1 protein-coding gene is annotated in these 457 nt (G+C 61.5%); it reads right to left on the bottom strand.

The annotated features are described in order from the left end of the window. Window positions 1-343: 343 nt before the first annotated feature. Window positions 344-457, bottom strand: a 114-nt coding sequence (locus KGQ19_RS53285; RefSeq protein WP_368862279.1) for a hypothetical protein, incomplete at its 5' end; no start/stop codon positions are given.

Genomic DNA, 457 nt, shown 5'->3' with positions numbered 1-457 from the left:
ACTGAACCCGAAGCTTCACGCGACGGCACGGATCCTTGACTGTCATCTGCACCAACATCGCCTGGGAGGCCGGGCCATCTCATGGTGCCCTGGGTCACCCTCATTTTCCGGCTAGCCCTTGACCTTGACCTTGATCTTGATCTTCAGCTCTTGATCTTGCCTGTGTCGTTGATCTTGCTCTTGATCTGGCCTGTGCCCTTGCCCGGACTTGCTGGAGTTGAAGAGGCCTGAGGTGGGGCGGGGTTGTGAACGCGCGAACCGGCAGCCGACAAACACACCCACCGCTCCGAACCCCGAACCGGCACAACTATGACCGAAGGCCGTAAAAATCGGCGCCTCTGACTTATGCGTGGGTGGTTCGGCCGGGTAGTGGGGGTCGGTAGCCGCCGTGGGCGAGGAGTGCAAGGGCGATGAGGGCCTCGGGGTTGGTGAAGCCGTAGGCGGTGCGGGTGATCTG

It is taken from the genome of Catenulispora pinistramenti, assembly GCF_018274385.1.
Taxonomy (GTDB): Bacteria; Actinomycetota; Actinomycetes; order Streptomycetales; family Catenulisporaceae; genus Catenulispora; species Catenulispora pinistramenti.
This window is presented reverse-complemented; position numbering and strand designations above follow the sequence as displayed.